Here is a 21,899-nt window from a genome sequence, read left to right as displayed (position 1 = left end):
AATCACACAAAAGACCGTAAAGACCAAAAAAACCAAAAAACAGTATGGATAAAAATATAACACAGTCGGATGAAAAAGAAAATATGCAAAGAGCAGCTTGCTGTACGGAGGAACCTGGAGTGATCCTGCTTCTTGATTATATAGATATTCAGTGCTAAGATTTAGACACAAAAAACCCAAGAACCTATTCGCAGGGGATACACAGGGAGGTATACAACGCTACCGTGTCACTTACTAAACGTCGTCTGCAATTTCTGCATACATTAGTGGATTTGTATCAAAAAACGAATTTACCCATTCATTACGAAGCCTTGGCTAAATCATTAGGCGTTAGCAAATGGACGGCCTATGACATGCTGAAAGAAATTGAAAAGCTTGGTTTTATTACGCGCAGCTACGAGGTGAATGCCAAGGTAACCGGACGATCTCAGGTTGTATTTGTGCCTACAGATAAAGCTTCGGATTTGTTCAACCAGTCCCGGAATGAATTAGTGGATCTGGTGGATTGGAAAAAAACCGTCGAGAATATCTCGGGACTGCTCAAGGATTTGAACAACACAAGTCCCAATGAGGCGGTCCGAAAAATTTGGGCTGAAATTCCTGAAGCCAGTGTCAGAATCAATTTTTGCGCCTATATTATAGGGCTGCTTTTGATGTACTTGAAGAAGCTGGGAGGTAAAAGAGGTCCCTGGATTCAGCAGATTGTCCTCACAGCGCCAAGCAAGGAAATGGGCATGACCATGTTTGTTGGCAGTGTGTTGGGTATGGCCGTACAAACGATGAACGATGAACTGGGCCTTGAAATTACGGAGCTGGTTTCCCGTTTTCTGCAATCCATTTCGGATCTTTCTGACGAGGAAAAAGGGTTGCTTTCCGATTTTCTAAGCGAGGCTTTTCATTTTTGAATATAACAGGAATGAATCATTCGTGGGGAGAGGAAGCTGCCTCCTTACGTTTAGTTTTTGGGTCTTTTGTGTATGTATGCATACAGTAAATACATGTAAAGGGGTTGCGCATATGCCGAAGGCAGGATTGGTTTTGGGTGGGGGAGCAGTCAAAGGACTTGCTCATTTGGGGGTACTGAGAGCGTTCGAAAGACACGGGATTCAGGTCGATTGTATCGTCGGTACGAGTATGGGCGGCATTGTTGGCGGACTTTATGCGGCGGGTGTTCCTGCGGATGCTCTTTTGGATTGTATTAAAAAGACACCTAAATACCGTCTGTTGGATATCGGCATACGCCATCGTGGTTTAATTGCCGGTAACAGCATGAATACGGTGGTGAATGAGCTGCTGCAACAGCATGGACAGCATACGCAGAAGATCGAGGATCTTCCTATCCGTTTTAAAGCTGTTTCTGTCGATTTACTGGAAGGCAAGCAATTCATTTTTGAACAAGGTGATTTGGTGACAGCACTGCGGGCTACGATGGCGTTTCCCGGCTTATTCGCTCCTGTGATGCATGAAGGCAAGATGCTGGTCAACGGAGGGGTATTAAACAATTTGCCTGTAGAAGAGATGAGTCGGGAAGCAGATTGTTTAGTGATTGCTGTTGATGTGGCACGGGGACATGAAAAGAAGCCGCCGCGCAATATGGTGGAAGTTGTATACCGCTCTTACAGCTTGATGACCGCCGAGCGAAAGTATAATAGTCTCCGGCTTGCAGACGTTGTCATTCGCCCTGAAGTCGGACATATTGCGGCGTTTGATTTTACAAAATGGCCTGAATGTGTCGAGGCTGGCGAGGAAGCGGCCGAATGCATCATGGATGAGCTGAAGCTGCAAATAGCCAATCACGGACAACCAGCACAGATGCATGTTTAGTAGGTAAAAGAAAAGAAGTGCCTCTAACCATAGATGGCCTGTGAGACACTTCCTTATTTTATACTTATGATCTACAGCTATTCTTACAAATCGTCAAATCCGTTGTCGTCTCCGACCTTGCCGTAATTGCGCGATTTTGCTTCAAAAAAGTCTGTTTTTGTCGCGTTCAGCGCTTCATCCGAGAACGGCTTGATCCAAGGCATACAATTTACGTCTACTCCTTCGTAGGCTTTGTCCATACCGAGCAGTCTCAGGCGCATGTTCGCCATGTACTTGATATAATCGCCCAGCTCGTTCAAGTCGATGCCGCGAACCTCTTTGAGCGTGTAATGCGCCCAGTTTGTTTCCAGCTCCACTGCGCGGTCAATCATGCGGTAGACATAATCCGTATTTTCCTTCGTGTCCAGCTCAGGGAAATCAGACAGCAATTGCTTGAACACTTCGGCAAAAAAGTAGCAATGCTGATTTTCATCCCGCTGAATATACGAGATCATTTGGCTGGTCGACATCATCTTCTGGTCACGGGCCAGATTGTAGAAGAAAGCGAACGTACTATAGAAGAAAATGCCCTCCAGAATCAGGTCCGCCACCATCGCCTGGAAAAAGGTTTGCGGATTTTGCTCATCACGGAACTCCTGGTAAATGTCCGAGATGAATGTATTACGCTCCAGCAATACAGGATCATTTTTCCAGTATTCAAAAATTTCCTTCTGCTCCTGATCCGATACCAGAGAGGACAGCACGTAGGAGTAGGACTGGTTATGCACGACTTCCTGCTGCCCGATAATGGCCGACACAGCTTCCAGTGAGGAATCGGTAAAGTAGCGTTTTACATCCCCGACAAACATCGTTTGCATGGAATCCAGCACGGCCAGCAGGCCGATGTTGATTTTGAACGTGCGCTGTTCTTCGGCATCCAGTGTTGGGAATTGGGATGCGTCCTTGGACATCGGGATTTCATCCGGAATCCAGTGGTTGAGCAGCAGCACCTTGTACAGCTTGTACATATGCGGCATGCGAATATCGTTCCAATTCAGAATGCCGGAGTTTTCGCCTTCAATAATGCGGGTAGAGCGGTTAGGTGCTTCCGTGTTAAAAATCTTTTGTAACTGCATGGGAGATTCTCTCCTTCTTTATATTAGGATGCACAGCTATCGCATTCTTCAATCGTCAGTGCGCGACTGCGTACATAATAGGTTGATTTCATACCTGATTTCCAGGCATGGATGTGCAGTTCCAGGAATTCAGTAGCTTTGATATCCGGGCGCACATACAGATTAAAGCTTTGGCCCTGGTCAATATGACGCTGACGGGCAGAGGCCATGTTGATCGAAGCATGCTGATCCAGCAGGAAAGCCGTTTTGTAGTACCAGATCGTTTTTTCGTTTAAGTCCGGTGCAGGGTTAGCGATCTTGTAGGTTGTTTTCTCTTCATAGGAAAGCAGCTCATACAATGGATCAATGCTGGCCGTAGAACCTGCAATGATGGACGTGGAACCGTTAGGCGCAATGGCGAACAGCCATGCGTTGCGGACACCGTTTTGTTTGACTTCTTCCGCAAGCTCACTCCACTCGGACGTGGTGACAAATTTGCCTTCACGAGTACCGTCTGTATAGCCACGGGACGTGAAATAATGCCCGGTAGACCAGTCGGAGCCTTCAAATTTGGCATAACGGCCTTTTTCCTTCGCCAGCTCCATGCTCGATTTTACAGCCAAATAGTTAATTTTTTCGTATAAATGATCGTTATAGGTTACCGCTTCATCGGATTCCCAACGGATGCCTTCGAGTGCGAGCAGATGATGCAGTCCGAATGTACCCAGACCGACTGCGCGATATTGGCTGTTCGTATATTGTGCTTGCAGCACCTCAATGTTGTTGATATCAATGACGTTATCCAGCATGCGTACCTGAATCGGTACGAGACGATCCAGCACACCTGCCGGAACAGCGCGAGCCAGATGGATGGAGTTCAGGTTGCAGACGACAAAATCGCCAGGAATTTTTGAAATGACAATGCGTGTTTGTCCATCCTTGGTGACTAATTCCTCTTTTTCCACCACGGTCGCCGATTGGTTTTGCATAATTTCCGTGCACAGGTTGGAAGAATATACCATACCGTGGGCGCGGTTCGGGTTCGCACGGTTTACAGTATCGCGGTAAAACATGTACGGAGTACCTGTTTCCAACTGCGATTTCATCAGGCGCTTCATGATGTCGATAGCAGGCACCGTAATGCGGGAGAGAATTGGATGCTGTGACGCTTCCTCATACTTCTCGCGGAAGGAACCTGTACCAAAGCCTTCATCGTAAAAATCCTCCAGCCCCAGTGGACGGCCGTTGTCATCTTTCCAGCCCATGACCTTCTTCACTTCATGCGGGCAGAACAGGTTCCATTCGCCACGTGCTTCCACCCGCTCCATGAACAGATCGGGCAGACATACGCCATGGAAAACATCATGTGCACGCATGCGCTCGTCACCGTTGTTCAGCTTCAGATCGAGGAACGCAAGAATATCTTTGTGGAATACGTCCAGATAGACGGCAATTGCGCCTTTACGTGTACCCAGTTGGTCTACGCTGACCGCTGTATTGTTTAGCTGGCGAATCCACGGGATGACGCCGGAGCTTGTATTTTTGTGTCCACGGATGTCGGAGCCACGTGCCCGTACTTTACCGAGGTATACGCCAATGCCGCCGCCCATTTTGCTGAGACGGGCTACATCGGTGTTGGAATCGAAAATGCCTTCCAGCGAGTCATCTACAGTGTCGATGAAGCAACTGGAGAGCTGTCCGGCGACCTTTTTCCCGGCATTGGACATGGTTGGCGTAGCCGCCGTCATGTACATGTTGCTCATCGCCCAGTAAGCTTCCTTCACCAGCTCCATACGCTTGTCGGCAGGCTCCTTGTGCATCAGGTACATTGCAATGATCATATAACGTTCCTGCGGCAGCTCCATCACCCGTCCGTCAAAATCGTTCGCCAGATAACGCTCGGACAGCGTCAACAGCCCGATATAATCGAACAGCAGGTCATTTTTCGGCAAAATGGATGCACCCAACTCGTCAATTTGCTCCTTGGTGTAGTAGTCGAGCAGCTCTTGACGATAGATGCCTTTCTTGACCAGCTCGGTAATCAGCGGATAAAAAGCGCCGTAAGGCTCGTCCGCATAGGATTTGTAACGGCGGTGAGTAGCCGCTTTTTTATATAAGGAAGTGAGCAAAGCGCGCGCAGCGGCGAATTTCCAGTCCGGTTCTTCCTTGCTGACCAGTTCAAGCGCAGCCATCGCAAACGCGTTGCTGATTTCGTCGCCCGTGACTTCGTCCCGGCGCAGCTTGCTGACCACACCGCGAATCAGGCGATCTTTATCCAGCTTGTCCAATCCGCTGAGCACACGGTCGGCATATACGGAAATGCGTATTTCATCAAAAGCCAACTGGCGGTTGTTTGGTTTCGTTACGAGTTGTGGCATGGGATTAATTCCTCGCTTTCCTGACTTGGGAGATAAACTTGAAAATAAATGACAGTGAAAATGAAAAACGACGCTGAAAATTCCCGGGTTACTTGCTTGGTTCAGACAGCATTTTGGGGCTGTATGTAATCCAATAACATAGAAATAGCGATGCGCTTGCCAATGAAGGGGGGGAAGATGGTTCCCGTACGATTTATCGGCTACATCACTACATTTAGACGTCTTACAAATATTTAACCCAACATGTTGTGTCGAGAAACTTAAAATTTCAAATAAGCGCAAGGAGTATTATAGCAACATTTGAAGCCATACGTAAAGGAAAAGGAATGGAAACTCAAAATTTGCAGAGAAGTCGCGGGCTGCATTTGAATTGAGGCTTTGTGAACGGTACAATGAATGATAAAGATGTTTCCTACAGAAACAAGCAGCATACATATGGACTGTTTTTATGAAATAAGGTTGCTTTATCGGACAGAGGTTTTAGATTTTTAAAGAAGTGAAGATTTTAAATTAAAGGAGGAACTTGGCGATGACCATTGCAGAAGTGACAGTGATCCCGATTGGAACGGGGAGTACGAGCCTGAGCGACTACGTTGCCCAGATGCAAAAAGTGTTGAAAACGCAAAAAGGAATTACCTATGAGCTTACCTCCATGAGTACGATTATTGAAGGTTCGTTGGATGATGTGTTCACCGCTATTGCTGCGCTGCACGAAGCGCCATTCCTGTCAGGAGCCAAGCGCGTTTCCACCTCGGTCAAAATTGATGATCGCCGTGACAAGCCTTCCTCCAGTCGCCAAAAGCTTCGTTCCGTCGCAGATAAACTGTCTGGCACCGCAACAGGAAACGTTACCGAACTAAATCCAAATCCTAGTTGAAAAAGTGGATGTAAGTGATTGATTTTTATGTAAGTAAGAGTATAATAGTTTTTGTTGTCAGTTACACTGACCTGCTGGTGTAGCTCAGGGGTAGAGCAACGCACTCGTAATGCGTAGGCCGGGGGTTCAATTCCCTTCACCAGCATCCTTCGTTAGAATTTCCCGTCATATCAACGTTTGTCACTCGTTGAATGTTCCGGATAGGCAGACGCTAGGTCAACGTTTTCCTAGCGATAAATCAGACGAACGTCGGCGCTGAAATGCGGTATACACGGAGCCTCCTACGGTATTTTGTAGGAGGTTTTTTTTGCTATGTCGATTGATCCGCGTAAGGGTAAGGCGGTCACCGCTAAACGACGTAATGGGCGGTCTGAAAAAGGAGCCGGTGTCATCGGGCTTGAGTTGGGGTTCGACTTATTCTACAACGCTAAACGAGCGGAGAAGTTACGGAAGCGAACACTCGAAGACTATCAAAGCTACTGGCGTTATTTTCGGGAGTGGCTTATAGGGAGCCATTCGGAGATAAATGAAGTAGGGCAACTTGATACGGCTCTTTTACGCGAGTATATGAACTACATGTCCTACGAACGGACAAAATACGATGGGGTCGCAGAACGGCGAGTAGAAGGGTGCAATCTTTCACCCGTCACAGTAGCGTCAAGGCTCCGCGCGTTGAAAACAATGTGTAAATTTTGGATGTCGGAAGGATTAATGAAAGAGGACCCGGCGGAGAAGCTGAAGTCACCGCGCAAGGATACCGAGGAGAAAAGTGTAATCGTCGACGGACAACTCCGAGCTTTAATCGAAGCTGCCGACGTTGATACATTTGCGGGCTTCCGCGACCGTACGCTTATGTTGTTACTTGCGGATACGGGGTTGCGAATTAACGAGGCTTTGCGGTTAGAGTCGGCCCACCTGGACATCGCTTCACGTTGCATTCGATTACCCGGCCATATGAACAAGAATAGGAAGCCGCGAATTGTTCCGGTTTCGTCGAGTGTTTTACGTGAGTTGATTAAGCTCATGGAAGAGAACCGCGCTTACTTTGATACGGACTTCATATTTCTGGCGAATTACGGTGATCCGTTAAAAGCTGACCAATTCCGAAAGAGACTAAGCCAGTACGCGGACAAAGTAGGTATTGATCGGAAAGCAACACCGGTGTCTCCGCACCGATTCCGCGATTACTTCTGCACAAATTACCTACTTAACGGCGGAGACCTCTTCACATTACAGCGGATCGTAGCGCACGCTGATATTAAGACCACGCAGGGGTACGTCAAGGTAAACGAGGGCGCTATGCGTGATAGTCACGCGCAATATTCCCCACTTTCACGACTCGGAATGTCTCGCGTAGGAAAGAGACGTTAATAATACGGACGATAACGCCCATCTCTTCGGAGGTGGGCGTTATTTTTTTTTTAAATGTGCGAAACGTACTTCTCATCCGTTGTAGTAACTGAAGGCGGAATTATTACGAAGTTGTGCGGGATTACTTTGATGGGGAAAAACGTAGTGAGGGGCGATTAAATGGGTGGTAAGGAGCGAGTGCTTTCAAAGATCGACGAGTTAATAGATCGCGGAATCGACGTTACCAACATTTCGAAGGAACTTTCCGCAAAGGAGTACGGCAGCATCCGCAAGCAGGCGCTGCGTTCGTTCGGGAGCTACACGCAAGCGCTTCGTGAATACGGACTATACGAATGCAACGGAACACCTAGCGAAGTCGAGCTTCAACGGTGTTTTGAAATAACCGACGATTTCCGAGTAGTAGAAACGGCTGATGTTACGCATGTGTGCGATATTTACAACTTAGACTACTTCACTTTTCGTAAAGTATCGCAGGAGATTAAGGAACGAGTAGAGATTGACGCGCTAGACGATTTCTACCGTGAACACTACCCGTTTGATAATCTACCTACGCGAGTTTTGCGGGAGACTTATCCGAAACTTTACGGGTACCTGCGTAAGCACTACGGAACATATAAGAAATTTCTTGCGGCGTACAAAGTCTCGTACAAATACGCACTTAGTCAGAGATACAAAGGCCGCGACTCCATCCCGCTCGGACACGAATTTGAACGAAGACTCGGCGAGATATTACGTGCTATTTATCCAGACGTCAGATATCACGTCAAAGTAGGCGTGTGCATTCCGGACTTCATCGCTAATGAAACGGAGTGGATCGACGCCAAGCTAAGCGCCAATTCGATACTCGACCCGAGGTGTAGGACGCTCGAGAAGTACGCAAAGGAGACGGATAACCTAACCGTATATTACGCAAGAGGCGAGCCGGTAGCGGAACAAATCGGGATTGCGACAGTTGTTCATGTAACAGCGTTATACCCACCTCTGAGAAGCGTGGGACGTACGGATTTAATTGCGGATATGGAGGCGTTTATAGCTTCGGTATCCTACAGAAGGGAGGACGCAGCATGACCGATACACAACGCCTCGTCAGCGTCGAATCACAAACGGAATATTCCATCACATCCGGCGCAACCGAAACGCGTATCTTCGTTAAGATGTACGTCGACGCAGCTAAAGCGGGACTCATCGCAAGCATGGGTGCGCAAAATTGGACGACACTCTGCGTTATCGCTTCGTTCATGGATGCGGCCGGTAACTGTTACCCTACGCAAGATCAGATCGCAAGGTATCTCGGAGTCAATCGACAGACTGCGAACCGCTACGTCAAAAAGCTAACGGAATACCGCTGGAACGGACGTCCAGTTATTCGTGCAGTACGGGAGAGGTCGCCAACTGGTACGTGGCAGAATACGCGGTATACGGTGCTGCCGATCAGTCAACTCGCGATATTCGACGCGGAGCCGGACGTGTTAGATACCGGTTAGGCGCGTCCATGTCCGCGAATACCGACATGGTGATTACCGACATGGCTATCGAAGACACTAACTATAACCACCTTTAGCAAGAGCCACTAAGAACTAGATAAAACATACGCTTCGCTATTCAGTCGGCGTTGCCTCCTTTCATACTACGCGGCGTAAGTTAATAAAAAGATTATCACGCGTAAAAGATGTACGGAGACGAGAGTCGACGGCGAGAATGAGCGAAGCGAATTACGAGCTTAGTGCAGTAGAAGAGAGAAAAGACCCTATCCAAAGAGTCTTCGGATAAAGGGTCTCGCGGCTAAACAACATGCGAAGTGACTGACGTACCCCAAGGTAGAGGTAATAACGTCAGCGTCTAACCAAAAGGTAAGACCCGCCGTATGTATTAGCATTCTCTCGCCTCCTCTCACGCAAACTGAAATTAGGGATTCAGGCATGATCACTAATTCGTCCACGGTTCGAAGGTTAGGTAAATTATACCACAAATTAGGAGGTTCGTACAAATGGTTATTGTCGCGTCGGAAGAAGCCGCTACGTGGATCAGTATCGCTCTCGGAATGTGGGCGCTGTATCTCATTATTGCTACGGTCAAGGCGTATCGCGATTTTCGATGACCTGACGTAATCACCGCAAACTAAAACTAAAGGAGGAGTCAACGTGAGTGAAGTCGCAACTCTATCAACGGATTTACCTACGATAACTGCGGAAATCAACGCATACAAGCGCGTCGCAGGCGAAGCTATCTTCGAAATCGGACGCCGATTAAAACACGTTAAAGAAACCAAACTTACTGAGTCACACGGTGGCTGGACAGTATGGTTACGGCAAATCGAAATGTCATCTTCACAGGCAGACCGATTTTTGAAGATAGCTGAGCGTCTTGGAGATACAAAGTTCCCGACGTCGGGAAGTATTTCGATGGGAATACTGGATGAAATTTCGAGATTGCCATCCGACATCGACCGCACATCTTTTGTATCGTCTCTACACACTGTTCCGTCAACTGGCGCGACTAAAACCGTCGACGAAATGACCGTCCGTGAACTGCGCGAAGTCAAAGCCGCGCTGAAGGTCGAACGCGAGGCACGAGAACAAGCGGAGGCGCGCGCTGAGAAGGCGGAGGACGATTACGGCCTTATGTGCGATACGCTCGAAGCTGTGCGTGCGCAACCGCCAAGAACGGAGTACGTGGCCGATCCGAACATATCCGAACGGCTACGAAAGTACGAGGAGAGGTACGGAGACATTGACGATTTGGGGCGGGCCGCGTTCGCTACCAACACGCAGGACTTAACCGCGTCAGTAATGTCGTTCAGCCGAGCCGTACGCGACTTTGCGAAAAGGTACGCTTATATGGCGCAGTACAATAGCGCTATTGTGACATTAGACCCGCTAACTGCACGTGAGTATACGGAAGCGGTCAGTGCGTTACGAGACCTAGTATCCGTGTTCCCGAATGGGCAATACGCCCGGACTGACGTTATTGACGCTGACTACAATATTATCGAGGGGGAGTGTTAATATGGAATTTTTTACGGGAAATAAAAGAGAGATTACGGAACTGTCGACTAAGGTAGGGACGCTTATTCAGGAGAACGAAGTTTTGCGAAGTATCGTAGTTCGGCAGGAATCGCAATTTGTCACGTTTCATGATGACCTGTCCGAGATGCGTCGGGAATTATTTGAAGCTACTTCTATTTTAAAGTCCATGCAAGACGGAGCTACGTCCTTTAAGTTCACCGCTACAGGTGAGTCAGGCATTAAGGGGTACAAAGTAGAGCCCCATTATGGAGCTCCGGACAACGTTGACGACTTGAGTCCTGAAGATCAAGTCAGAGAAAAGAGCAGATGTAAAGTAGCGAGGCTTCTTTATAAATACGCCGATGTCCGCAACCTAAGTACAGATGATAAGAGCTTCGGAGTAGTCTATAAGATTATGTTCGACAAATTAGAAGCCGCTACAGGCTACAGACCTCGTGAGAAAACTGTTTTCAAATATCTTCACCCAGAAGGTCGGAAAGTCTATACGCTAATAGAGGATGGGTACACAGAGGCGTTCGTAGAGGTTATCCAACGCGAGATAGACAAGGCGGCATCAATGGGAACGGCTATACGGAAGTCGAAGCGGTCGCGCAAACGTTCTAAGTCCGCGTAAACGGGGGTAATCGCGTATGAAAATAACCGCCGTATTACTCGCATCCGTAACGTTATCTTTCTTCTGTCTCGTCGTGTGTGTACTCGACGCGTACACGTTTCCTCACAATAATCTCGGAGGTGTTTTACTTAATGAACGTACAACTAACCGCTAATTTCGCACTACGCTCAGATGGAACGCAGTTTATCGTCAGTCAACGCAAGCTCGTCGACCCCACGAAAGCGCCCGGTTATAAAGCGGTCGAAGGCGCGCCAGCTCCGGAACTCCGCGAACGTTGGGACGACGTCGGCTACTATCCGTTAACGTCCGGCGGCTTGGCGGCGTTACTCGATTCGGTCCGTATGCGTACTGTCGCAGCTTCAGGCGCGTCCAGCCTTGCGGAAATCGGCAGCCTTTTGCGACAGACTACGCAGGAGCTTGCCGATGCGATTAACGCTGGATTAACGCCTGAGTTTAACGTCAGATTAGGCGCGTAACGGTCATGCGAGGGTATTCGGTAGGGTAACGGGTAAAGGCGCTAATTTAACGTAAAGGAGACGGGGAAATGATACGAAGCAAAACGGTATGTTTTACGGGACATCGCCCGAATAAGTTAGGCGGCTATGACGAGTCGAATCCGACTATGGTACGTGTCAAATCTGATCTTGAGCGGGGGATAAGGAACGTCATTGAGCAAGGGTATGATACGTTCATTAGCGGCATGGCTTTGGGCGTCGATATGGTCGCAGCGGAAATCGTATTGAAACTGCGAGCTACTACTTCGGCACGTATACGCCTAGTGGCTGCGGTTCCGTTCGAGGGGCAAGAAGGCAAGTGGCCGCAAGCGTCGCGTGTACGCTGGTCTGATATTATAGCACGGTGCGATGACGTACAGTACGTTTGTGATCCGGGTTACGCTGCTTGGAAGATGCAGCGACGTAACGCGTGGATGGTGGATAATTCCGGTCTCGTGATTGCGGTATGGGACGGAACAAAAGGCGGAACCGGCAACTGTATAGAGTATGCGGAGAAAGCGGCACACTCACCAATCATCATACGAATTAACCCCGACGGAAGGGAGGCCGCTTAATGATACGCGTAGGTAAACCGATGGCACAAAATACATTCGTAGTTTACGTAGGTACCGAAATCAAGGAGGTTGTTTAAGCTGAGTCTCGGAGTCAGGCGGGCGAGTGGGCGCAACGTAAATACGGCCCGCAGGCTTATATATTCGAGAACGTACAGGCGCTTGATATTACGTGGGGGTGACAGCGTGGGTTGGGAGTACGTTGTTTACGAAATGCGGAAGGGGTTATTCGGACGTACAAAAGAACGAAAATTACGTGTTTTTAGTGACCGAAGTGACGCGGATAGGTACGTAGCTAACTACCTTAAACTAAACCCGGACGCTGTTACTCGTATTCAACGACGGATACCGTGGTGGGACTAGGAGGCGAATGTTGATGAAGAAAGCGGAATTACTCGCGGAACAGGCGCGGCTACTTTCGATTGCGAACGAGTTAGCGCGCAAGCATTGGGGCGTTGATTATACGGGAACTCTCGTATTGGTTAATCGTCCTTGGCGGAATAGGTGGGCGTGCTTTAGATCTACCACCGAGGATGACTCCTTGCGTGAGGTACGCATGTCAGCCGTAGTAAATGCGTCTCGATCCGAAGAAGCCGTAATCGGGTCACTATTACATGAGCTAGTCCATTGGCGTTTGTGTACGTCGGGGCTTCCATATAGCGACACGGATTACGGATTTATTGCGGAATGTTTGCGGGTAGGTGCGCCGATATCCCGCGCTCGTAGCGCTCAGGAGGCGTACCAGCGCTTTAAGCAACGGCAGGCATTTGAGGAACGGGCAGGATGTAAATTTGACGAAGCCGTGTGATTTTATAACGAAAGGTTGATCGCAACATGAATAACGCAAAATTCGAAACGGTCGACGATATCCTCGAATGGTATCGCGGCAATAAAAATACGGAAGGGGATAGCGTAAATGTCAAACGTCAATAAACCAGTAATACCTGCGGAGGTTGCGGATGCGATCGAGAAAGTACGTGGCATACTTGGCGCAGATAATACGGAAGGGCTCTTGCGTGTGGTACTGGATGAGAAGGTGTTCAACGGTCCGTCTATCGTTACCCTCCGCTCGATTCCATTCACAACGATACTGACCGCGCTGGTGAACGGGTATGAGTGTGAGATAACGGAAGAGCAAGCACGAAAGCAGATGCGGGCGGAGATCGCGCGCACTCACCAACGGCATAGCGAAGGTACCGGAAGATACGACACGTTTCCCGAGGATTACGCGTTCGCGGACGGCATCAAGTACACACTCGATATGCTTGGTATTGACGTCCTGGAGCAGTCGTGATAAAGACCGATTTCTACCGTCATTTTACCGTGATAATTTATGCAAAATGAAAACGTGAGAAAACGGTAGTATGGCGGAGAATTTTACAGTAAGAGGCTAACAAACAGTGAGCACAAAATACCTATTTTCGATGTAATTAGGTACGCTTAAGGAAACATATGTATATTTAAGTATACATAAGTTCGCTTTTGCGTACATCCCGAGCTTGTAGTTATTTTTCGGTAATCGCTGAATTTGCGGTTTTACTAGGATTACCCTATCAATCTATAATACGGAGGCGGTAACGAAATGCGAGAATTAAACGCAGACTTAGCGATATGCGGGGCGGCGACCGAAGGGGCAACGATGTGTATTGGGGATTCGGAAGTATTCTGCGAGTATATTGACGATAGACTTCCGGATGGCTTAATCGGAAGATTCGCTCGAACGGAGGACGCGCTATTTTTCACAGAGGCACGCGAAGGCTGGCCGGAAGCAATTCGTAGGGCAATCGCTACTGAGGGGTTGTTGCACGGATTGGTAGACGCGATTAATCGAGGAGACCTCCGTCAAGTACGCATGTCGAGCGGTACAGATTACGCGATAGGGTCCGCGAAAAGATACCTAAGCAGATAGTTCTATATGCTTAATTTCACCCTTCACATACGCGAAAATGATTCATTTAACAATGGATTATCGTTATTATGATGAGTGTTCGTATTTTATGCGAACAAGAAATTTCTTTAAGTGAGAGTATCATAGAAAGCGAGGGGAGAAAGTGACAAGGCAAAAAATCGACCGTACAGCCTGGCGCACATTACCGCACTCACAATGGAACGTACGAACTGTACACGCGATGTTCGCCGATCTGAATCGCGAGCACTTCGGGGTCGAGATGTACCTACCGATGCGTAACTGGGGGTTTGAACAAGGCGCAATTAAACGTGCTTTGGCAGAGCACGGAGCAGACGTTTTGCACGAAGCCTTCACGTTGATTTTCCGTGAATATAAGCCCGTACCGGACTATCCGATACTTACGGCAGGGTTCGCTATTAGCTACCGTTTAAACGCGGTAATTCCCCGTATCCTTGCGGACAGGCAGCGCAAGGAAAAAGCGGAGGCGACCGTAGTTAACGGCGGGATGGCTGCGGAGGAACTCGCCGAATGGCTTTAGCACATTTTTATTCATAAGTCAATAAATATTCGTATCATATGAATAGTTGCGGACAAATTCTTAAAAGATGCTAAACTAAATATGTGAGGAGGAACGCAATGTCTAACGCAGACAAGTGCATACTTTCTACGCATTGCTCTCAGGCAGGTGGAACAAGCTGTAATAACCTCTGTTCGTCCTGGATCGCAGTTCACGGATTCAACGGAACAGGTGGGCGAATCGCAGCGGCAGGTGTCCCGAAAGAGTACGCAGGCGTAACGCTCCAAAACTCTCCGGCAAGAGAGGATCAAGCGGGGGCTTATAAGGTCATCGACGCGTACGTTAACACGTTCAAGCGGCAATTCGATGTTGCAACGGAGCGTATAAAATCGCTATACCTCTATTCGGAATCTCCTGGCACCGGAAAAACTACGTCGGCGAGCGCGGTTTTACACGAGTACGTCGTGCGCCACTATATCGGATCGCTCCAGCGGGACAGGCAGCCGCTGGAAAGGTGCGCATACTTTCTCGATGTTAACGCTTGGCAAACGTTATTCCTCGGGTTCAATCGATCACACGTGCCAGCGGAAACAGCGGAACGCCACGCAGCCGAATATTACGCAATGGAGTTATGCGCCTGCCGCACGCCATTCGTAGTATTGGACGATATAGGTGTACGGTCGGCAACCGATGCATTTCGCGCAGATTTACACAGCATCGTCAATTACCGCACGGCGAACGGCTTACCGACGATATACACGTCTAACGTAACAATCGACGACTTGAATACGGTGTTTGACGCAAGACTAGCCGATAGAGTACAGGACATGTGCGTAGTGGTGCCGTTTGTAGGCGGGAGTAAACGCGGGTTAAGAAACGTAAACGTGAGAAAAACGGCGTAAATACGAGTTACATTAATCTTCCAAGCCTTATTTCGACACGGTTTGTCGAAAGATTACACATGTTTGCACATCTATGTATGCGTCTTTACCTAAATGTGTCCAATTATTTACGTATAATTACTATTTTGTCGAAGTGGTAACATAGTAAAATCGTCCCAAATCGACTTTGACGTAGGGTTAAGGATGTTGTAAAACAGGAGGTGTGAGTAATGTCAATAATTAGTCAGCAATTTATGTCGCGGTTAATTGATTCGGGAAATTCGTTAGCTATCGAGAAATACAACGTAAAGCGCACGGATTTTCCAACGCAGAGCGAGCGTCAGGCATTCGACTTCATCAATGGGTTCGCCGTGGAGAACGAAGGGAAAACGCCTTCATATGCAACCTTTGTCGCGAATTGTCCGGACGTTGAGTATATACCCGGAGTTACCGACAGTTACGAATATCTAGTCGGGAAGATGAAGGAAGACGTAGGCAATCGCGAGTTTGCGAAAATGATTAACGATGAATTAGGCGAAAAGTTTGGGAACGTCCCATTCACAGAACTAACGGAGTGGTTGACGAAACGGGTCGAACGGATTAAACTGGAAACGGGAACAGGTGTTCGTAAAACGGCGGGGAATACCTTCGATACCCTCGCCGGTGCGTTTTCGGAAGAGTACCAAAAAAGGAAGGCCGGGAAGTCGTTCACACTTTGGCGCACCCCTTTCGAGTCACTGAATGCGGAGATTGGCGGTCTGTACTCCGGGGACATTTACGGGATCATGGCGGAATCGGGCCGTGGGAAAACGTATCTCTCCGCTGTCTTTGTTGACGAATTACTTCGACAAGGTGCCAATGTTCTCGTGAAAACATACGAAGTAAAGTGGTATCCCTGGTTCTCTCGCCTACTTTCAATCATTACTGCGCGCGAGGAGGCAATATCTTCCTCAGAGTTTATAGTGAAAGTTGGAGTTCCGAATAAGGACATACTTTCGGGCAGACTCGAAGGTGATGTCGAGGAGTATCTGCTAGAGATGGCCGCAAAAGTGAACGACTACTATCCGGGTAATTTGATTCTACAGGCAAAGGGCGACAATGATTTAACGCGTACTTTGGACGAGTTAGATCGGGAGCTTACGGAACATCCAGAAATAAACGCCGTAGTCGTTGATCCGTTCTACGGGCTCGCGGATGTTTACGGTCGCAACTCAAACAAGACCACAGGCGGCGCTGCGGAACAGGCTGCGCGTAGACTTGAGGCGATCATTGGCGCACATGACGTTGTGGGTATATACACGATCCAGGCGCGTTCAGAGAAACAGGAAGTCGAGGCAGGCGAGGATCGCGAGATAAAGCTACCAAAACGCGACCAAGTAAAGACAACGGGAGCTGTACTGGAGATTGCCACGAACCTGTTTGCGTTCGATGCGACGAACGGCAACGGCAAAATCGGAGTTGAAAAGGGGAGGAACGGCGGCGAAGGGTTTACGATAGACTTAATAGCGCTAATGGATTACGGAGTTTTGCGTGAGCCTGATCGCAAGGCACTGACGGAGCAGTTTGCGGGAGTGGCCGGGTTTTAGCGCCTACTTCTCGTCAGACAATCCGAGAAGGAAGTCGGTACTCACGCCGAACATGTTAGCGAGGATACACAGGCCCTCAACAGTTGGTAGTCTTTTTCCGGACACGTAGTAACGTACGGCCCGCTCTCCTATATTCAAAGCGTTCGCGACATCTTGGTACGAGAGATTCATTTCTATCCTAAGTTGTTCAAAACGTTCTGAGAATTTATTCATTATTTTTCCTCCGAAGGGTTGACTTTGAACTTTAAGTTCCATATGATGTAGCTATGAACTTAAAGTTCAAAAAATGCTTTATGCAAAGGATACAACAAATGAGAACGAAAAGCAATAAGAAAGGAGGACGAACAATGTGCGCGCCATAAACGCCGACACGTTCTTATCCGCAATTTGGTCCTATGATTGGCGCAGTATTCAACCGAATAATCGCGGACGCCTCAACGCAACATCACCTTTCGGCATGCGTGAAGATAGCACGCCGTCATTTTCGCTTATTACCGATCCAGAATCGCCCGCTTTCGGATGTTGGACGGATCTTGGCGCAGAGGACGCGGAGTGGTCGCGCGGTGGTCCAATCAAGCTGTACGCGTTTATAAGGAATATTACGTACGAGGAATCCCGCGAGGAGCTTACGACCGGAATCGTGGAAGAAGCAGGCCCGCCGAGACTGCGCCTAAAGCTAGTACCATTGGAGCCGCCGCCTAAACCGAAACCGATTGATCTGTCGCTGTACCGCACGGAGGAAATCCCGTACTTAACAGGCCGAGGCATATCGCCAGAAATACAACGTATGTTCGGTTGCGGATTTGATCGCGCGAAAAATGCGGTGGTTATGCCGTGGCACTCTCCGGACGGGACGTCAATAAACGTGAAATGGCGAGCGACGTGGAGTAAGGCGTTTTGGTATGCGCGTGGCGGCGCTCCAGTCCGGAATATGATATACGGGATACACATCGTTTATTCACGTATGATTGAACGTGTGTTACTCGTAGAATCGGAAATAGACGCGTTGTACGCATGGAGCTGCGGCGTACCGGCGATAGCAGTCGGAGGGTCTGCGTTTACAGATGCGAAAGCAGAATTGTTGCGCAGGTCTCCGGTAAAGACACTGTTAATCGGGACGGATAATGACGCGGCGGGCGTAAAACTACGCGAAGAGGTAGCTGATAAGATGCGTGGGTATTGTGAGTTATACGATGTTTACGTACCAAACCCGGCCAAGGACCTAAATGAGATTGGAGATACTGCGAGGGTTAACGCATTATGTGAGGGCGCCACTAAGCGCGGCGTCATCGCGAAACTAAAAGAGTCAACATAGTCACTGGACCGGGGAAGCTATACGGGCGACAAGTCGGACGTGAATCACGTCCATTTACGGCACACAGATCGAATTAATCGTCTGTGCGCCCGCTCGGTTGACCGTTATTCCATTCGTACAGATCGTAAGGGTTCTCTACACCGAGAGCTTCCGCTATACGACGTGCGTGTGCAATTTCCATGCTTTTATTGTAGCGCATGTTTATATACGCACTAATCTGGCTTTTGTGGATACCGGTCCGTCGCGATAATTCCGCTTGTGTCATTTCAACATCATCAAGCAAGTTTCCGAGCAGGCATTTAATGACTGTATAAGCCATAAATGCCTCCAAATAAATTTAAAAGTTTTTCTTAAAAGTGTGCGAAACGTATTTCTCATCCGTTGTAGTATATGTAAGCCATAACTAAGGAGTGAGTAACCTTGAGTTTTGAAAAACTAAATAAAAAAGCCAATGAGTTCTTTGTCTCCAAGACCCCGGAAAACTTCAATAACGTATATCAAGAAGTTATTGAAGAATTTCAAAGACAAAATAGACGAAGGGTAACCTCAACGGGTCTCGGTAGTATAGATGATGCCGACGAGATACTTGACTCGGTGATCTTAAAACTAACAGCTAGAGACGGAGCGTTAAATTTTGGTAAGTTGGTATCCAGATCATTGAAAAACGCAAGGATAGATTTTCTCAGGTCTGAACTTCGCCGTTCCGAGAGTTTTGAATTAAGCATTGATTCATCCGAAGAGAGTGCGCTAACACTCAATATCGCGGATAGTGAGCTAGTTGAAGACAGAGTATTAAAGAAAGAAGACGATCAGCGTCAACTGATCGCCTATCTTTCGGACCCTACCCAGGTCGATGATGTTACGACGCTAATCGTAACGAAGTTTTCGCAGTACGATTCCATCACGGCGCTCGCTAAAGCGCTAGGAATACACCACGAGACTGTTAGCCGCAAATTACGCAAGCTATCACGACGATACGACGCTAATCGTTTCGGTGAGATAGGCGAATATTTGGCGGTATAACAGAGGGAGTCGGAGCTTCAGGCATGAGGCCCGACTATCCCTTAAATGCATTATAACACAATGAATCATTCACTAAACAAAATCGTTGTATATGCATTATGTATTTTTTCTGGTAATTCGCTTACCACACATTTAGCATAATACCAGCATTGATAACGGTTGTCAACGTTATTATACCCGGAGGTGTTTAAAATGAAACGCAAATATGACCGTAATTTAAATACGTATAACAACGTAAATTCGCAATATAAACGATTTCCAAACGTTTTATATAACGGAAACGTCTCGACTTACGAAGATTTTTCGGACATTTTCGATATCCATCCGCTGCTAAAAGGCCGGGTGATCGCGTGAAAATTTCCGTAAGTCAGCACGCGATTGATAAAGCGATATCTGCGTTTCGCGTAGATAAACGCATTGCCGAGGAATGGATACGGAGCGGCTTACGTCAAGCTCGTTTTGTGGCGTCGGTTGTTTCCGAGGAGGGTAAGCCGTCACGATTATTCGCGAAGAATCACGTTACATTTATTGTTGCGCCAGATCAAGACGCAGTCATCACGCTTTACCCAAGCGATCAGGTCGCCGCCCCAATCCGGAGTAAAGTTGAAGCGCTTGTAATGCGGGAGCTGCGTAGGATTGAGCGCAAAGAGGTCGCGACGATGAAGCGCAATACAATCGCTAAGCTCGAATTGGCAGTCGAACGGGCTTCGTGTTTATTGCGCGCTGAGAAGTCTCGTAGCCAATCCGTCAAGCTCGCAATGCAGGCTCGTGTTTCTGCAATAGACGAATACTTTACGCAAATTGACGCGGATATCGAAAACATCCGCCACGAGAAACGCAAGGTAGCGAAGGCGGTCGCAGCTTACGTTGTATGACTACGCTATTTAATAGGAAGAAAGCCGGAATTTCTTACGCCGGCTACGCGGTATTGACGTACGGGGTGGGGCCCGTTGCCAAATACGTCGGTGCCGTGTAGCGGACGTAAGAATACAGTCCGAAAATTAACCGAGGGGAACGTGATTGGATGTCCATTTTCACACGTAAAGGCGAAGCGGCAGCGACGAATAACGATGGAGGCACGCAAGAAAGCCCGATTGTATCGTTCAAGTCCGGTACGACGTTCAAAGTCGGAGTCAAGTCCGTCAACGACGTCGCGGAGTATTACGGTTACAGCGTGTTCAAGAAGGTAAACACGTTCGTTCCGAAAAACGGAGCTGTACGTAATGCTCGCGGATACATCGAGTCCGGTGCGACGGTTTGGGATCAGGCGGCTGAACTACTGTATGCCGACGCTAAAACTGCGAAAGACGGCGGCGCGAGCGAGGGCGCAGTCAAGAAGATCACGGATGAAGCGTATCTGTATCGCGGTAAACAACGGTTCCTGCGTGCATTTTTCGACTTGACGACGGGCAAGGACATCGTAGTTGACCTGAGTCCGAAGCAAGAGAAAACGCTCAAAGCCGTTATCGAAAAGTACGCAAAGAAACTCGGCACGATCGCGTTCGAACTTTCGAAGACAGGTACGAGCACAAACGCAGTCGTTGCGTTGTCTCCGATTATCGACGCAGACGAAGACCTGACGGACGAGGAACGTAAGAACTTCGAAAAGCTGGCGGACGCACCTTTCGATATGGAATCGTTCGAGACGTGCTTGTACGTAGCCGACAAGGAGGAACAGATAAAGAACCTCGTTATCGCGGGCTTCGATATCTCACGCTTGGGCTTGTCTATCGGAGCAGCCGCACAAACTCCGCCGACCGAGCCGCAACAAACGGATGCGCCTATCGATATCAGCGAAGAGGACTTGCCGTTTTAATTACGAAGGGAGATGCGTGTATGGGCAATGTTTGGTTAATCGCGGACAAAAATGACGGCAGGCAACCGGTCGCGTACCGAGTAACGGAGCAGGACGCGGAGGGCTATACCAACGCACTTCGCGGCAGAGGTTACGTCAAAATTACCGTAGCTCGTCCGACGTTAGAGATTGACGACGTTGTGGGCACGGTAAATTATCCGGAAAGGGGCGCGGAATATGCTCAGTAAACTCAGTCCGTGGCAAGCGTTCTTACTCACGATCTTGCTGACATTCGGAGCTTACGCCTTTCTTTCGTGGGTGCTGGCGTTCCTGATTTCGTTCGTATTCGGGTTCAGTTTCGGATTTCTGAACGCGGCGGGCCTCATCGTCATCATCACTATTGTCGGCGGGTTGTTACGTAAAGGAGGTGAGTAATACGGCACATCAAACGGAAATTACCGGCAAGTATTCGGAGCTGGCGGCGCGTCTTGCGCTGTTGGCTAACGGGTGGACCATCCACACGTCGGAAACAGCGGAAGCTTACGACGTATTAGCGACGGAGCCACTTACGGGCCGCCACGTTAAGATCCAAGTCAAGACGGTGCGTCGACGTTCGGATCGCGA

The 21,899-nt window shown here is 48.5% G+C and carries 27 protein-coding genes and 1 tRNA gene; 24 read left to right on the top strand and 4 right to left on the bottom strand.

Going from position 1 to position 21,899, the window contains the following annotated elements; translation table 11 throughout:
- The first annotated feature begins 224 nt into the window (after window positions 1-224).
- Together ABH897_RS17120 and ABH897_RS17115 are read left to right on the top strand one after the other, a co-directional pair.
- The gene (locus ABH897_RS17120) at window positions 225-905 is read left to right on the top strand and encodes a MarR family transcriptional regulator (RefSeq protein ID WP_283654368.1); all 681 of its coding nucleotides are present in this window, start codon (window positions 225-227) and stop codon (window positions 903-905) included.
- A 112-nt stretch (window positions 906-1,017) separates the two neighbouring features.
- Window positions 1,018-1,824: a patatin-like phospholipase family protein gene (locus ABH897_RS17115; RefSeq protein ID WP_283654369.1), complete on the top strand. Its 807-nt coding sequence runs from the start codon at window positions 1,018-1,020 to the stop codon at window positions 1,822-1,824.
- Window positions 1,825-1,907: 83 nt separating this feature from the next.
- On the opposite strand, the gene ABH897_RS17110 is transcribed toward ABH897_RS17115, so the two are convergent.
- Both ABH897_RS17110 and ABH897_RS17105 read right to left on the bottom strand, forming a co-directional pair.
- The gene (locus ABH897_RS17110; RefSeq protein ID WP_134911418.1) at window positions 1,908-2,939 is read right to left on the bottom strand and encodes a ribonucleotide-diphosphate reductase subunit beta; all 1,032 of its coding nucleotides are present in this window, start codon (window positions 2,937-2,939) and stop codon (window positions 1,908-1,910) included.
- Window positions 2,940-2,962: 23 nt separating this feature from the next.
- On the bottom strand, window positions 2,963-5,296 hold the full coding sequence (locus tag ABH897_RS17105; protein WP_283654370.1) for a ribonucleoside-diphosphate reductase subunit alpha: 2,334 nt from the start codon (window positions 5,294-5,296) through the stop codon (window positions 2,963-2,965).
- A gap of 529 nt (window positions 5,297-5,825) precedes the next feature.
- Here ABH897_RS17105 and ABH897_RS17100 point away from each other — a divergent pair.
- From ABH897_RS17100 to ABH897_RS17030, 15 genes are all read left to right on the top strand, one after another.
- Window positions 5,826-6,173 carry an MTH1187 family thiamine-binding protein gene (locus ABH897_RS17100; protein WP_283654371.1) on the top strand — a complete coding sequence of 116 codons (348 nt, stop codon included), beginning with the start codon at window positions 5,826-5,828 and terminating at the stop codon, window positions 6,171-6,173.
- Window positions 6,174-6,246: 73 nt separating this feature from the next.
- Window positions 6,247-6,318 (top strand) — tRNA-Thr (locus tag ABH897_RS17095).
- A gap of 167 nt (window positions 6,319-6,485) precedes the next feature.
- The gene (locus ABH897_RS17090; RefSeq protein WP_283654372.1) at window positions 6,486-7,544 is read left to right on the top strand and encodes a tyrosine-type recombinase/integrase; all 1,059 of its coding nucleotides are present in this window, start codon (window positions 6,486-6,488) and stop codon (window positions 7,542-7,544) included.
- 159 nt (window positions 7,545-7,703) lie between these two features.
- Entirely contained in the window at window positions 7,704-8,612 is a 909-nt protein-coding gene (locus ABH897_RS17085; protein ID WP_283654373.1) for a hypothetical protein, read from the top strand.
- An 86-nt stretch (window positions 8,613-8,698) separates the two neighbouring features.
- On the top strand, window positions 8,699-9,028 hold the full coding sequence (locus ABH897_RS17080; RefSeq protein WP_226888748.1) for a helix-turn-helix domain-containing protein: 330 nt from the start codon (window positions 8,699-8,701) through the stop codon (window positions 9,026-9,028).
- Window positions 9,029-9,685: 657 nt separating this feature from the next.
- The gene (locus ABH897_RS17075; RefSeq protein WP_283654375.1) at window positions 9,686-10,549 is read left to right on the top strand and encodes a DUF3102 domain-containing protein; all 864 of its coding nucleotides are present in this window, start codon (window positions 9,686-9,688) and stop codon (window positions 10,547-10,549) included.
- Window position 10,550: 1 nt separating this feature from the next.
- Window positions 10,551-11,183, top strand: coding sequence for a hypothetical protein (locus tag ABH897_RS17070; protein ID WP_283654376.1), 633 nt, complete (start codon window positions 10,551-10,553; stop codon window positions 11,181-11,183).
- Window positions 11,184-11,497: 314 nt separating this feature from the next.
- Window positions 11,498-11,659: a hypothetical protein gene (locus ABH897_RS17065; protein ID WP_404592485.1), complete on the top strand. Its 162-nt coding sequence runs from the start codon at window positions 11,498-11,500 to the stop codon at window positions 11,657-11,659.
- Window positions 11,660-11,727: 68 nt separating this feature from the next.
- Window positions 11,728-12,252, top strand: a complete 525-nt coding sequence (locus tag ABH897_RS17060) for an SLOG family protein (RefSeq protein ID WP_404592484.1) — start codon at window positions 11,728-11,730, stop codon at window positions 12,250-12,252.
- 373 nt (window positions 12,253-12,625) lie between these two features.
- Window positions 12,626-13,057, top strand: coding sequence for a hypothetical protein (locus ABH897_RS17055; RefSeq protein ID WP_404592483.1), 432 nt, complete (start codon window positions 12,626-12,628; stop codon window positions 13,055-13,057).
- Window positions 13,058-13,165: 108 nt separating this feature from the next.
- Window positions 13,166-13,543, top strand: a complete 378-nt coding sequence (locus tag ABH897_RS17050; RefSeq protein ID WP_404592482.1) for a hypothetical protein — start codon at window positions 13,166-13,168, stop codon at window positions 13,541-13,543.
- 288 nt (window positions 13,544-13,831) lie between these two features.
- Window positions 13,832-14,158: a hypothetical protein gene (locus ABH897_RS17045; RefSeq protein WP_404592481.1), complete on the top strand. Its 327-nt coding sequence runs from the start codon at window positions 13,832-13,834 to the stop codon at window positions 14,156-14,158.
- Between the two features lie 142 nt (window positions 14,159-14,300).
- Window positions 14,301-14,696, top strand: a complete 396-nt coding sequence (locus ABH897_RS17040; RefSeq protein WP_404592480.1) for a hypothetical protein — start codon at window positions 14,301-14,303, stop codon at window positions 14,694-14,696.
- 98 nt (window positions 14,697-14,794) lie between these two features.
- Window positions 14,795-15,577 (top strand): P-loop NTPase family protein, encoded by a 783-nt coding sequence (locus ABH897_RS17035; RefSeq protein ID WP_283654382.1) that lies wholly within the window; start codon window positions 14,795-14,797, stop codon window positions 15,575-15,577.
- A 209-nt stretch (window positions 15,578-15,786) separates the two neighbouring features.
- Window positions 15,787-17,142, top strand: coding sequence for a DNA helicase (locus ABH897_RS17030; protein WP_283654383.1), 1,356 nt, complete (start codon window positions 15,787-15,789; stop codon window positions 17,140-17,142).
- 3 nt (window positions 17,143-17,145) lie between these two features.
- Here ABH897_RS17030 and ABH897_RS17025 read toward each other — a convergent pair whose 3' ends face one another.
- A complete protein-coding gene (locus ABH897_RS17025; RefSeq protein WP_404592496.1) occupies window positions 17,146-17,355 on the bottom strand; it encodes a helix-turn-helix domain-containing protein in 210 nt (69 codons plus the stop codon).
- Between the two features lie 136 nt (window positions 17,356-17,491).
- On the opposite strand from ABH897_RS17025, the gene ABH897_RS17020 reads away from it, so the two are divergent.
- A complete protein-coding gene (locus tag ABH897_RS17020) occupies window positions 17,492-18,457 on the top strand; it encodes a toprim domain-containing protein (protein WP_283654384.1) in 966 nt (321 codons plus the stop codon).
- A 73-nt stretch (window positions 18,458-18,530) separates the two neighbouring features.
- Here the strand turns inward: ABH897_RS17020 and ABH897_RS17015 are convergent, their stop codons facing one another.
- Complete coding sequence (locus ABH897_RS17015) at window positions 18,531-18,776, bottom strand: helix-turn-helix domain-containing protein (RefSeq protein ID WP_283654385.1); 246 nt, start codon at window positions 18,774-18,776, stop codon at window positions 18,531-18,533.
- Window positions 18,777-18,877: 101 nt separating this feature from the next.
- On the opposite strand from ABH897_RS17015, the gene ABH897_RS17010 reads away from it, so the two are divergent.
- From ABH897_RS17010 to ABH897_RS16985, 6 genes are all read left to right on the top strand, one after another.
- A complete protein-coding gene (locus ABH897_RS17010; protein ID WP_283654386.1) occupies window positions 18,878-19,480 on the top strand; it encodes an RNA polymerase sigma factor in 603 nt (200 codons plus the stop codon).
- A gap of 192 nt (window positions 19,481-19,672) precedes the next feature.
- Entirely contained in the window at window positions 19,673-19,834 is a 162-nt protein-coding gene (locus ABH897_RS17005; RefSeq protein WP_283654387.1) for a hypothetical protein, read from the top strand.
- Window positions 19,831-20,355: a hypothetical protein gene (locus ABH897_RS17000; protein ID WP_404592479.1), complete on the top strand. Its 525-nt coding sequence runs from the start codon at window positions 19,831-19,833 to the stop codon at window positions 20,353-20,355. Before ABH897_RS17005 ends, ABH897_RS17000 begins: the two co-directional genes overlap by 4 nt.
- Before the next feature lie 149 nt (window positions 20,356-20,504).
- On the top strand, window positions 20,505-21,296 hold the full coding sequence (locus ABH897_RS16995; RefSeq protein WP_404592478.1) for a hypothetical protein: 792 nt from the start codon (window positions 20,505-20,507) through the stop codon (window positions 21,294-21,296).
- A 20-nt stretch (window positions 21,297-21,316) separates the two neighbouring features.
- Window positions 21,317-21,523 carry a hypothetical protein gene (locus ABH897_RS16990; RefSeq protein WP_283654390.1) on the top strand — a complete coding sequence of 69 codons (207 nt, stop codon included), beginning with the start codon at window positions 21,317-21,319 and terminating at the stop codon, window positions 21,521-21,523.
- 34 nt (window positions 21,524-21,557) lie between these two features.
- Window positions 21,558-21,710, top strand: a complete 153-nt coding sequence (locus ABH897_RS16985; RefSeq protein WP_404592477.1) for a hypothetical protein — start codon at window positions 21,558-21,560, stop codon at window positions 21,708-21,710.
- The last annotated feature ends 189 nt before the right edge of the window (window positions 21,711-21,899 follow it).

Source organism: Paenibacillus sp. RC73 (genome assembly GCF_044908085.1).
Taxonomy (GTDB): Bacteria; Bacillota; Bacilli; order Paenibacillales; family Paenibacillaceae; genus Paenibacillus; species Paenibacillus terrae_A.
This window is presented reverse-complemented; position numbering and strand designations above follow the sequence as displayed.